The sequence below is a fragment of the Microbacterium sp. SORGH_AS_0505 genome (assembly GCF_030818715.1).
GTDB lineage: Bacteria > Actinomycetota > Actinomycetes > Actinomycetales > Microbacteriaceae > Microbacterium.
Genome location: NZ_JAUTAT010000001.1, coordinates 483357 through 496000 on the forward strand (window position 1 = coordinate 483357; position 12644 = coordinate 496000).

5 protein-coding genes and 3 rRNA genes are annotated in these 12644 nt (G+C 62.1%); 1 reads left to right on the forward strand and 7 read right to left on the reverse strand.

Annotated elements, in window-relative coordinates; all coding sequences use genetic code 11:
• Positions 1-5: 5 nt before the first annotated feature.
• The 7 genes from QE428_RS02410 to guaB all read right to left on the reverse strand — a co-directional run bounded on the left by QE428_RS02410 (position 6) and on the right by guaB (position 11119).
• Positions 6-869 (reverse strand): SURF1 family protein, encoded by an 864-nt coding sequence (locus QE428_RS02410; RefSeq protein WP_307462646.1) that lies wholly within the window; start codon positions 867-869, stop codon positions 6-8.
• Entirely contained in the window at positions 869-1990 is a 1122-nt protein-coding gene (locus QE428_RS02415; RefSeq protein ID WP_065569716.1) for a GuaB3 family IMP dehydrogenase-related protein, read from the reverse strand. The genes QE428_RS02410 and QE428_RS02415 overlap by 1 nt, the downstream gene beginning before the upstream one ends.
• A 47-nt stretch (positions 1991-2037) precedes the next feature.
• The gene (locus QE428_RS02420) at positions 2038-3726 is read right to left on the reverse strand and encodes an ABC-F family ATP-binding cassette domain-containing protein (RefSeq protein WP_307462648.1); all 1689 of its coding nucleotides are present in this window, start codon (positions 3724-3726) and stop codon (positions 2038-2040) included.
• Positions 3727-3855: 129 nt separating this feature from the next.
• A 5S ribosomal RNA gene (gene rrf / locus QE428_RS02425) occupies positions 3856-3972 on the reverse strand.
• A gap of 98 nt (positions 3973-4070) precedes the next feature.
• Positions 4071-7176 (reverse strand): 23S ribosomal RNA (locus QE428_RS02430).
• Positions 7177-7551: 375 nt separating this feature from the next.
• Positions 7552-9074, reverse strand: a 16S ribosomal RNA gene (locus QE428_RS02435).
• The 16S, 23S and 5S rRNA genes sit together here, the layout of an rRNA operon.
• A 539-nt stretch (positions 9075-9613) precedes the next feature.
• On the reverse strand, positions 9614-11119 hold the full coding sequence (guaB, locus tag QE428_RS02440) for an IMP dehydrogenase (protein ID WP_307462650.1): 1506 nt from the start codon (positions 11117-11119) through the stop codon (positions 9614-9616).
• Positions 11120-11348: 229 nt separating this feature from the next.
• Between guaB and QE428_RS02445 the strand changes: the two genes are divergently transcribed.
• Positions 11349-12641: a branched-chain amino acid ABC transporter permease gene (locus QE428_RS02445; RefSeq protein ID WP_373457711.1), complete on the forward strand. Its 1293-nt coding sequence runs from the start codon at positions 11349-11351 to the stop codon at positions 12639-12641.
• The last annotated feature ends 3 nt before the right edge of the window (positions 12642-12644 follow it).

Here is a 12644-nt window from a genome sequence, read left to right on the forward strand (position 1 = left end):
CCAGTCTACGGGCGCGCCGAGGGCTCCTCGTCGCCCTCAGGGTCGTCCTCGCCGATCAGGGCCTCGACTTCCTTCTCCCACGCATCGCGGGCCAGCCGGTACCACATGTAGAACGCGAAGCCCGCAAAGACCGCCCACTCGACGGCGTAGAAGATGTTGAGCCAGTTGACCGAGGACAGCTCGGTGGGCGCGGGCGAGTGGATGCCGCGCAGCCCCCCGAACGCGTCGGTCGAGACGAGGTACGGGCGGTAGACGTCCAGCTCGACGGTGTCGCTCCACTGGGACAGGAGCGCGGCCGGTGACATGGCGCTGATCTCGAACGGATCGCCGCCGCGGGGCGGCTCCTTCGCGCCCTCGTCCGAGATGAGTCGCCCGCTGAGGTCGACGTTCCGGGGCGGTGCCGCGTTGAGCGTCGACACGGCCTCGTCTGCTGCGGCTCGGTCCGGCGTGAACCCGACGGCGACCGCGAGGGAGGTCGGCCCGTCTGTCCCCGTCGTCGAAGGATCGACGCGGAGCTGGCCGGCCACCCAGTAGCCCGGTTCTCCGTCGTCGAAGCGGGATGTGACGACGCGGAAGTCGCCCGCCACGAACGAGCCGCTGACCTGGACCCGCTGGCCGACGAGCGGCTCGGGCAGCGATGCGCCGGGTCTCACTACTTCGCCGAGGGGACGTACCTGCTCCGTCATGCCCGCCGGTGGCGGGTCGGTGTCGATCGCGTTCCCCAGCTGCCACTGCCCGAGCCACGCGAAGATCCCGGCGACGAGCAGGGCGAGCCCCAGCATCCCGATCCAGAACGGGCGGACCATGACTTCCCGCAGCGTGGGCGGGAAGACCTCGGGAAGATCGTCGACGGACGGGGTGGCGGTCATCAGTGGGACGACGCGTACGGCGCGACGACGACCTCGACGCGCTGGAACTCCTTGAGGTCCGAGTACCCGGTGGTCGCCATGGACTTGCGAAGTGCACCGATCAGGTTGGCCGTCCCGTCGGCGACCGGAGCCGGCCCGTACAGGACCTCCTCGAGCGAGGAGACCTGGCCGACCTCGACGCGACGACCCCGCGGGAGCTTCGCGTGATGCGCTTCGGGTCCCCAGTGGAAGCCGCGTCCCGGAGCATCGGTGGCGCGGGCGAGGGCCACACCGAGCATGACGGCATCCGCGCCCATGGCGAGGGCCTTCACGATGTCGCCCGAGGTGCCCACTCCCCCGTCGGCGATGACGTGCACGTAACGCCCGCCGGACTCGTCGAGGTAATCGCGGCGTGCGCCGGCGACGTCTGCCACCGCCGTCGCCATCGGCGCGTGCAGGCCGAGCGTCGCACGGGTGGTGGATGCCGCACCTCCGCCGAATCCGACCAGGACGCCGGCTGCGCCGGTGCGCATGAGATGCAGAGCCGCGGTGTAGGTCGCGGCGCCTCCGACGATCACGGGGACGTCGAGGTCGTAGATGAACTTCTTGAGGTTGAGGGGCTCGTCGACGCTCGAGACATGCTCGGCGGACACGGTCGTGCCGCGGATCACGAAGAGGTCGACACCCGCCGCGACCACGGTCTCGTAGAGCTCTTGCGTCCGCTGCGGAGTCAGGGCGCCGGCGACGGTGACCCCCGCCGCACGGATCTCCGCGAGCCGGTCACGGACGAGCTCGGGCTTGATGGGTGCCGAGTAGAGCTCCTGCATCCGTCGCGTCGCACCGTCGGCGGGAAGCGCCGCGATCTCGGCGAGCAGGGGCTCGGGGTCGTCGTACCGGGTCCACAGACCTTCGAGGTCCAGGACGCCGAGACCGCCCAGCTGGCCGAGCATGATGGCCGTCCGGGGACTCATGACGGAGTCCATCGGAGCACCGAGCACGGGGATGCCGAAGCTGTACGCGTCGATCGACCAGGAGGTCGAGACGTCCTCGGGGTTGCGTGTGCGGCGCGAAGGCACCACGGCGATGTCGTCGAAGGCATACGCGCGGCGCGCACGCTTGGCGCGGCCGAGCTCGATTTCCATGGTCACCCTGCCAGCCTACCGTCGAGGCCCTCTCCCCCGCCCCGCCGTCAGCGGGCCCGGCTCACGCGTCGCTCGTCCCAGACCGGCGCGTCCGACTCGTACACCTCGCCGTCCGCGCCGAAGACCACGAAGCGGTCGAACGATCGCGCGAACCAGCGGTCGTGCGTCACGGCGAGGACCGTCCCCTCGAAGGACGCGAGCGCCCCTTCCAGAGCCTCCGCCGACACCAGGTCGAGGTTGTCCGTCGGCTCGTCCAACAGCAGCAGGGTCGCTCCGGACAGCTCCAGCAGCAGGATCTGGAAGCGGGCCTGCTGCCCACCCGACAGCCGGTCGAACACCTGCTCGGCCTGAGCGACGAGGCCATAGCGGTCGAGTACCGAGCTGGCGGCGTCGCGCGGCATCCCGCTCCGGTCGCTGTCGCCGCGGTGGAGGATGTCGAGCAGAGTACGCCCCGAGAATTCGGGATGCTGGTGCGTCTGAGCGAACCATCCCGGAACGACGCGCGCGCCGAGACTGACTCGTCCGGAGTGCTCGACGCGTTCGAGCGCCGCTCCGGCTTCGGTCACATGGCCGAGCAGCGCGTCGGGGTCGGTGCCGCCCCCGGCGAGCAACCGGAGGAAGTGCGACTTGCCCGAGCCGTTCGATCCGAGGACGGCGACTCGATCGCCGAACCAGACCTCCAGATCGAAGGGGCGCATGAGCCCGCTCAGCTCGAGGGCCTCGGCGACGACCGCCCTCTTGCCCGTCCGAGCACCCCGCAACCGGAGATCGAGGCGCTGCTCGATAGGTCGGGCTTCGGGCGGCCCGGCATCCTCGAAACGGCGTAGGCGCGTCTGAGCGGCCCGGTAGCGGGAGGCGAACTCATCGCTCGCGGCCGCTTTCACCTTCATGTCTGCAACGAACCTCTTGAGGGCGACGTGCTGTTCATCCCATCTCCGTCGCAATTCGTCGAGCCGCGACATCCGTTCTTCGCGTGCGCGGTAGTAGGTGCCGAACCCACCCCCGTGGACCCAGGCGGTGCTCCCCGCCGGGCCGGCTTCGAGCGTCACGATCCGGTCCGCCGCGCGGGCGAGAAGTTCGCGATCGTGCGAAATGAGAAGGACGGTCTTCGCCGTCTCGCGCAGGCGCTCCTCCAGCCACCGCTTGCCCGGCACGTCGAGATAGTTGTCGGGCTCGTCGAGCAGCAGGACCTGGTCCGTCCCGCGAAGCAGCGCCTCCAGCGCCAAGCGCTTCTGCTCTCCCCCCGAGAGAGTCGAAAGGTCGCGATAGCGTGCGCGGTCGAACGGGATGCCGAGGGCCGCGACCGTGCAGGTGTCCCACACGGTCTCGTACTCGTAGCCACCGGCATCCGCGTAGTCGGCGATGGCCCCGGCATACCGCATCTGCGAGTCGAGGGAGTCCTCCTCGATGACGGCGTTCTCGGCCTCCTCGAGCTCTCGCGCCGCCTGTGCGACGCGAGACGGCGCAACGGTGATCAGAAGGTCGTGAACCGTGCTGCCATCGGCTCCGTGTCCGATGAACTGGTCCATCACGCCGAGCGCCCCGTCGATCGTGACGACACCCGCGTGCGGAGACACCTCACCGCGGACGATTCTCATCAGAGTCGTCTTGCCGGCACCGTTCTGGCCGATGACAGCGGTCGTCTTCCCCGACGGCACACGAAAGGTGACGTCGTCGAGAAGGGGGCGCCCGTCGGGCAGAGACAGCGAGACGTTCTGAACGTCGATGTGCGACACGAGATGGTCCTTCCGCTCCGAGAGCGGAGCCGACCAGCTTATCGGAAAGGACCCTTCACGGGATAACAGAAGTGCGCGTTAACCACGAAAGCCCCGACCAGCATTGGTCGGGGCTTTCGATCGAAAGAAGTCCGGCGGTGTCCTACTCTCCCACAGGGTCCCCCCTGCAGTACCATCGGCGCTGTGAGGCTTAGCTTCCGGGTTCGGAATGTAACCGGGCGTTTCCCTCACGCTATGGCCGCCGAAACACTATTGATGTTTCAGTCTGCACAACGATTATTCGTTATGCGGTTCTCGACCGTACATCGAGAACCACTCAGTGGACGCAAGCACCTAAACGGTGTGTTATCAAGTCATCGGCTTATTAGTACCGGTCAGCTTCACGTGTTACCACGCTTCCACATCCGGCCTATCAACCCAGTAGTCTGGCTGGGAGCCTCTCACCCGAAGGTATGGAAATCTCATCTTGAGGCCGGCTTCCCGCTTAGATGCTTTCAGCGGTTATCCATCCCGAACGTAGCTAACCAGCGGTGCTCTTGGCAGAACAACTGGCACACCAGAGGTTCGTCCAACCCGGTCCTCTCGTACTAGGGTCAGATCCTCTCAAATTTCCTACGCGCGCAGCGGATAGGGACCGAACTGTCTCACGACGTTCTAAACCCAGCTCGCGTACCGCTTTAATGGGCGAACAGCCCAACCCTTGGGACCTACTCCAGCCCCAGGATGCGACGAGCCGACATCGAGGTGCCAAACCATGCCGTCGATATGGACTCTTGGGCAAGATCAGCCTGTTATCCCCGAGGTACCTTTTATCCGTTGAGCGACAGCGCTTCCACAAGCCACTGCCGGATCACTAGTCCCGACTTTCGTCCCTGCTCGACCTGTCAGTCTCACAGTCAAGCTCCCTTGTGCACTTACACTCGCCACCTGATTGCCAACCAGGTTGAGGGAACCTTTGGGCGCCTCCGTTACTTTTTGGGAGGCAACCGCCCCAGTTAAACTACCCACCAGGCACTGTCCCTGAACCGGATTACGGTTCGAAGTTAGATATCCAGAGTGACCAGAGTGGTATTTCAACAATGACTCCACGGTAACTGGCGTCACCGCTTCAAAGTCTCCCACCTATCCTACACAAGCCACACCGAACACCAATACCAAGCTGTAGTAAAGGTCACGGGGTCTTTCCGTCCTGCTGCGCGTAACGAGCATCTTTACTCGTAATGCAATTTCGCCGAGTTCGCGGTTGAGACAGTTGGGAAGTCGTTACGCCATTCGTGCAGGTCGGAACTTACCCGACAAGGAATTTCGCTACCTTAGGATGGTTATAGTTACCACCGCCGTTTACTGGGGCTTAAATTCTCAGCTTCGCCTTGCGGCTAACCGGTCCTCTTAACCTTCCAGCACCGGGCAGGCGTCAGTCCGTATACATCGTCTTGCGACTTGGCACGGACCTGTGTTTTTAGTAAACAGTCGCTACCCACTAGTCTCTGCGGCCTCCACGCCCTTTCGGAGTAAATCCTAATAAGCGGAAGGCCCCCCTTCTCCCGAAGTTACGGGGGCATTTTGCCGAGTTCCTTAACCACGATTCTCTCGATCTCCTTGGTATTCTCTACCTGACCACCTGAGTCGGTTTGGGGTACGGGCAGCTAGAACCTCGCGTCGATGCTTTTCTTGGCAGCATAGGATCACCCACTTTTTATCCGCATCGTGTCTCAGCCTATGTGAGAGACGGATTTGCCTATCTCTCGGCCTACGCACTTGCCCCGGGACAACCATCGCCCGGGTTGGGCTACCTTCCTGCGTCACACCTGTTAATACGCTAGCCGCACCAGAACGGGGTCGAGCGTTAGACCGGCCGGCTTCACCCCGAAGGGATCCACTCAGCCGGGTTAGGACTCTTAGCACCACTGGATTAGCTTGGGCGGTTCTTCGCCGGTACGGGAATATCAACCCGTTGTCCATCGACTACGCCTGTCGGCCTCGCCTTAGGTCCCGACTTACCCAGGGAAGATTAGCTTGACCCTGGAACCCTTGGTCTTTCGGAGGACGTGTTTCTCACACGTCTTTCGCTACTCATGCCTGCATTCTCACTCGTGTAGCCTCCACGGCTGGTTCACACCGCCGCTTCGCTGGCCACACGACGCTCTCCTACCCATCAACACGGCTGGACCACGAAGGCCTACCAATAATGTCAATGCCACAACTTCGGTGGCGTGCTTGAGCCCCGTTACATTGTCGGCGCGGAATCACTTGACCAGTGAGCTATTACGCACTCTTTCAAGGGTGGCTGCTTCTAAGCCAACCTCCTGGTTGTCACAGCAACTCCACATCCTTTCCCACTTAGCACGCGCTTTGGGACCTTAGTTGGTGGTCTGGGTTGTTTCCCTCTCGACTATGAAGCTTATCCCCCACAGTCTCACTGCTGCGCTCTCACTTACCGGCATTCGGAGTTTGGCTGACGTCAGTAACCTTGTAGGGCCCATCGGCCATCCAGTAGCTCTACCTCCGGCAAGAAACACGCAACGCTGCACCTAAATGCATTTCGGAGAGAACCAGCTATCACGAAGTTTGATTGGCCTTTCACCCCTATCCACAGCTCATCCCCTCAGTTTTCAACCTAAGTGGGTTCGGTCCTCCACGACGTCTTACCGTCGCTTCAACCTGGCCATGGATAGATCACTTCGCTTCGGGTCTAGGACATGCGACTGAATCGCCCTATTCAGACTCGCTTTCGCTACGGCTACCCCACACGGGTTAACCTCGCCACATATCGCTAACTCGCAGGCTCATTCTTCAAAAGGCACGCTGTCACCCCTACTAAGGAGGCTCCAACGGTTTGTAAGCAAACGGTTTCAGGTACTATTTCACTCCCCTCCCGGGGTACTTTTCACCTTTCCCTCACGGTACTTGTCCGCTATCGGTCATCTGGGAGTATTTAGGCTTATCAGGTGGTCCTGACAGATTCACACGGGATTTCTCGGGCCCCGTGCTACTTGGGATACTCTTCGCGTCAAGAGAAGCATTTCGACTACGGGGTTGGCACCCTCTATGACCCGCCTTTCAATGCGGTTCGTCTATACCTTCTTGTAACGCCGACAGTTCGGCAGAACTATCTGAAAAGTCCCACAACCCCGAATACGCAACTCCTGCCGGATATCACACGTACTCGGTTTAGCCTGTTCCGGTTTCGCTCGCCACTACTAACGGAATCGCGGTTGCTTTCTCTTCCTGTGGGTACTGAGATGTTTCACTTCCCCACGTTCCCTCTACCCGCCCTATATATTCAGGCGGGAGTCACTAGGTCGGCACGCCGCCCAGCGGGGTTTCCCCATTCGGACATCCTCGGATCAAAACTTGCTTATCAGTTCCCCGAGGCTTATCGCAGATTGCTACGTCCTTCTTCGGCTCCAGATGCCAAGGCATCCACCGTTTGCTCTTAAAGACTTGAAATCACATGAGTTGAATCGTCAATCGAAATTGACTAATGATCTTTAAGATCATCTTTCACGAACCGATCAAAAGATCAGCTCGCAAGATGCTCGCGTCCACTGTGTAGTTCTCAAAGTACGGGCGGTACCTTCCCCGCACCAGCAATCGCCGGCACAAGAAAAGGCCCAGAGGTTCGGACTTCCATCCGGTCCCTCAGGACCCAACAGCGTGCATGCACCAGACCCCTCCGACCCTCCCGTTCCATCCACCGAAGTGAAGTACTAGGAAGAACCCTCAAGCTCTGATGCCTCGTCAAATGTTCCACCCATGAGCTCCGGTCGAGAACATTCGTCTCGAAACCGGCTCTGTCACTCCGAAGAGTGCAGTGCTCCTTAGAAAGGAGGTGATCCAGCCGCACCTTCCGGTACGGCTACCTTGTTACGACTTAGTCCTAATTACCGATCCCACCTTCGACGGCTCCCTCCACAAGGGTTGGGCCACCGGCTTCAGGTGTTACCGACTTTCATGACTTGACGGGCGGTGTGTACAAGACCCGGGAACGTATTCACCGCAGCGTTGCTGATCTGCGATTACTAGCGACTCCGACTTCATGAGGTCGAGTTGCAGACCTCAATCCGAACTGGGACCGGCTTTTTGGGATTCGCTCCACCTCGCGGTATTGCAGCCCTTTGTACCGGCCATTGTAGCATGCGTGAAGCCCAAGACATAAGGGGCATGATGATTTGACGTCATCCCCACCTTCCTCCGAGTTGACCCCGGCAGTATCCCATGAGTTCCCACCATTACGTGCTGGCAACATAGAACGAGGGTTGCGCTCGTTGCGGGACTTAACCCAACATCTCACGACACGAGCTGACGACAACCATGCACCACCTGTTTACGAGTGTCCAAAGAGTTGACCATTTCTGGCCCGTTCTCGTATATGTCAAGCCTTGGTAAGGTTCTTCGCGTTGCATCGAATTAATCCGCATGCTCCGCCGCTTGTGCGGGTCCCCGTCAATTCCTTTGAGTTTTAGCCTTGCGGCCGTACTCCCCAGGCGGGGAACTTAATGCGTTAGCTGCGTCACGGAATCCGTGGAATGGACCCCACAACTAGTTCCCAACGTTTACGGGGTGGACTACCAGGGTATCTAAGCCTGTTTGCTCCCCACCCTTTCGCTCCTCAGCGTCAGTAACGGCCCAGAGATCTGCCTTCGCCATCGGTGTTCCTCCTGATATCTGCGCATTCCACCGCTACACCAGGAATTCCAATCTCCCCTACCGCACTCTAGTCTGCCCGTACCCACTGCAGACCCGAGGTTGAGCCTCGGGATTTCACAGCAGACGCGACAAACCGCCTACGAGCTCTTTACGCCCAATAATTCCGGATAACGCTTGCGCCCTACGTATTACCGCGGCTGCTGGCACGTAGTTAGCCGGCGCTTTTTCTGCAGGTACCGTCACTTTCGCTTCTTCCCTGCTAAAAGAGGTTTACAACCCGAAGGCCGTCATCCCTCACGCGGCGTTGCTGCATCAGGCTTTCGCCCATTGTGCAATATTCCCCACTGCTGCCTCCCGTAGGAGTCTGGGCCGTGTCTCAGTCCCAGTGTGGCCGGTCACCCTCTCAGGCCGGCTACCCGTCGACGCCTTGGTGAGCCATTACCTCACCAACAAGCTGATAGGCCGTGAGCCCATCCCAGACCGAAAAATCTTTCCAACTGCTGACCATGCGATCGCAGCTCATATCCAGTATTAGACGCCGTTTCCAGCGCTTATCCCAGAGTCAGGGGCAGGTTGCTCACGTGTTACTCACCCGTTCGCCACTGATCCACAGAGCAAGCTCTGCTTCACCGTTCGACTTGCATGTGTTAAGCACGCCGCCAGCGTTCATCCTGAGCCAGGATCAAACTCTCCGTAAAAGAAAAATACTGACAACGACCGGAATAGGCCGAAGCAGCGAGTTTGAACTGACCAAAGAGATAAATCATTGCTGACTATCCGTTGCCGACACCGAAGTGCCGGACTTTGATCCAAAGGAATCTCACCTCAGCCAAAGCTGAGATCGAGGTTATTTGGCATTTGACAAGTGCACGCTGTTGAGTTCTCAAGGATCGGATGCTCCCACACCACCCCGCAGGGCTTCGTAGTGAGGCAACTTCTCTACCTTAGGACGACGCTCTGAAACCGTCAAACCCGACACGCCGGTGATCTCGAGAGATCATGGAGCTCGGATGACGGCGGAGAGCACGTCCCGATGACCCGTCCTAGACCTGAGGTCAGACCCAATCGCTGAGCAACTGTTTCTTCTTGGAGGGGGTGGTCCGCCAGCTTGAGGGGGCGGCGGGCTTTTCAGCCTCTCGCTCTTCCCTGTGGGGCGAACAAGTAATAAGTTACGCGGGGATCGGGGACTCGGCAAATCTGCCTCGCATCCCGGGCGTGTCGAGCCCCCGGATCCCTGTCAGCGCTTGTAATTCGGCGCTTCGACGACGATCTGGACGTCGTGGGGGTGGGACTCCTTGAGGCCCGCCGAGGTGATCCGGACGAACTTGCCCCGGGCCTTCAGCTCCTCCACCGTGCGAGCGCCGACGTAGAACATCGACTGCCGCAGCCCACCGACCAACTGGTAGGCGACGGCGGACACGGGTCCGCGGTACGCGACCTGCCCCTCGATGCCTTCGGGGATCAGCTTGTCGTCGCTCGGGACGTCCGCCTGGAAATATCGGTCCTTCGAGTACGACGTCTTCTTGCCGCGGGTCTGGAGCGCCCCGAGCGATCCCATCCCCCGGTAGAGCTTGAACTGCTTGCCGCCCTGGAAGACCACTTCACCCGGCGACTCGTCGGTCCCCGCGAGGAGAGAGCCGAGCATCACGGTGTCGGCACCGGCGACGAGGGCCTTCGCGATGTCGCCGGAGTACTGGAGTCCCCCGTCCGCGATGATCGGGACGCCCGCGTCACGCGCGGCGAGGGATGCCTCGTAGATCGCGGTGACCTGGGGGACGCCGACGCCCGCGACGACTCGGGTGGTGCAGATGGAACCCGGACCGACGCCGACCTTGACGGCATCCACTCCGGCGTCGATGAGAGCCTGCGCGCCTTCACGAGTGGCGACGTTGCCGCCGATCACGTCGATGTGCGCGAACGACTCGTCTGCCTTGACCCGCTTCACCATGTCGATGACACCGGCGGACTGGCCGTTGGCCGTGTCGACCACGATGACGTCGACACCGGCATCCCGCAACGCCTCCGCGCGTTCCCACGCGTCCCCGAAGAAGCCGATCGCCGCTCCCACGCGCAGTCGACCCTGGTCGTCCTTGGTCGCGAGGGGATACTTCTCGCTCTTGTCGAAGTCCTTGATGGTGATGAGACCCGCGAGCTTGCCGTCGTCGTCGATGAGGGGCAGCTTCTCGACCCGGTGGTGCGCGAAGAGCGCGATCACCTCGTTGGCGCCGATGCCGACCCGACCGGTCACGAGGCCGTCCACGGTCATGACGTCGCGGACCTTCGTGGTCTGACGCTCGAAGCCGGAGACGAAGCGCATGTCTCGGTTCGTGACGATGCCGACGAGCTTTCCGTCGTCGTCGATGACGGGAAGTCCCGAGATGCGGTACTGGCCGCAGAGGGTGTCGACCTCTTCGATGGTGGCGTCCGGGGTCGTCGTGATCGGGTCCGTGATCATCCCGGACTCGCTGCGCTTGACCTGGTCGACCATCTTCGCCTGATCGGCGATCGAGAGGTTGCGGTGGATGATGCCGATGCCGCCCTCGCGTGCGATCGCGATGGCGAGGCGGGCCTCGGTCACGGTGTCCATCGCTGCGGACAGAAGGGGAGTCGCGACGGTGATGCGCCTCGTGACCCGGGATGAGGTGTCGGCCTCGGACGGGATGACGTCCGTGTGGCCGGGCAGCAGCAGGACGTCGTCGTACGTCAGTCCCACGAATCCGAACGGGTCGTTGTGGTCGCTCATGCGCGCTCCTTCTCGGTCTCGACGATTCTAAGCGTCGGGGGGCGCCCTGTATTCCTCGCCCGCGCGTCCGAGTTGCGCCACCGAAACACGCAGGCAACAATCAACGAATACGTTCAGGTGTCGCCGAAGCCACCGAACACTGGTACCCCTCGGCGCGTTCGACCACTCAACTCAGGAGGTGCCAGTGGCGATCACCCCGACGACGCGCACTGTCCGTCGCCCGGGGCGGATGACACATCGGGTGTCCGCCCTCGCCGCGTTACTCTTCGCGGCGATCGTGCTCCTCTGCGCGATGCCCTCAGCGGCCTTCGCAGCGGCTCCCGACAACCCGGGAGACGACCAGGAGAAGACTTCGTTCTACTTCGCGGGAGTCATCACCTTCGATGACAAGCCCGTTCCCGATGTGGGCCTCTCCGTCGAAGGCGACGGATTCGAGGCATCCACCATCACGACCACCGACGGCCGTTGGCGGCTGTACGTCCCCGAGAAGGCGACCTACACCCTCACCGTCGACGAGTCGACCCTCCCCGAGGGCGTCATCGTCGAGGGCGACTCCGCGTCGCAGGAGGTCGAGTTCGGGCTCACCGGCTCGAAGATCGTCAACCTCTTCCTCGGGGAGGGCCAGCGGCAGACGGTGTCGTTCGTCGATCAACTCGCGTCGCGCCTCTTCAACGGCCTGAACTTCGGCCTGCTCCTCGCCCTCGCAGCCATGGGCGCCGCGCTCATCTACGGGACGACGGGGCTCTCGAACTTCGCCCACGGTGAGCTCGTCACCTGGGGCGCGCTCATCGCGATGATCTTCAGCACGATGTGGCAGCTGCCGCTCTGGCTCGGCATCATCGCGGCGCTCCTGGGAGGTGCGGCGCTGGGGCTCGCCTCGGATGCCGCCATCTGGCGCCCGCTCCGCCGAAGAGGGCTCGGGGTGGTCCAGCTGATGATCGTCAGCATCGGCTTCTCACTGGCCCTGCGGTACACGTACCAGTTCGCCATCGGCGGGTCGACGTACCAGCTGCCCGGTGCCAGCCCGGCGCCGATCCAGCTCGGGCCGATCTCGGTGTCGTACATCGACCTGATCAGCATGGGCGTCAGCATCCTCGTCATCCTCGCGGTCGCGTACTTCCTCCTCGGAACGCGCATCGGCAAGGCGACGCGAGCGATCTCCGACAACCCGCAGCTCGCCGCCGCATCCGGCATCAATGTCGACCGCGTCGTGCGGATCGTCTGGATCCTCGCCGGCGTCCTCGCCGCCCTCTCGGGTGTGCTCTGGGCCTACTTCCGCCCGGGCGTCAAATGGGACATGGGCACGCAGATGCTGCTGCTGATCTTCGCGGCGATCACGCTCGGCGGACTCGGCACCGCGTTCGGCGCCCTCCTCGGATCCCTCATCGTCGGCATCGTCGTCGAGACCTCGACGCTGTGGATCCCCTCAGACCTGAAGTACGCGGGCGCTCTCGTCGTACTCATCCTCATCCTGCTCGTGCGACCACAGGGTCTGCTGGGCCGTAAAGAGAGATTGGGGTAGCCC